The organism is Arthrobacter sp. CMU6, assembly GCF_059090205.1.
Genome location: NZ_JBNHFL010000139.1, coordinates 1 through 203 on the forward strand (window position 1 = coordinate 1; position 203 = coordinate 203).

A 203-nucleotide genomic window follows, 5' to 3' on the forward strand; every position below is an offset into this window, starting at 1 on the left:
CCCCAAGCACGGCCTCCAGCACCTCGAAATCTTTGCCACCGCCGAGCAGTTCGAAACCCTCACCACCGTCATGAACACTGCCACCAACCCCCGCACCACCACCCCTGGCGACAGAACCGGAACCGGACGCGAGGCCACCGGCGACGGAAACAGCGGCGGGGGCGGAAACGCCAGCGCAGACGGGAACATTGAGGGCGGTCTTG

The 203-nt window shown here is 66.5% G+C and carries 1 pseudogene; it reads left to right on the forward strand.

Annotated features, from left to right (window positions below):
• Positions 1 to 203, forward strand: a pseudogene (locus AC5RWD_RS23430) (HNH endonuclease signature motif containing protein); the annotation flags it as partial.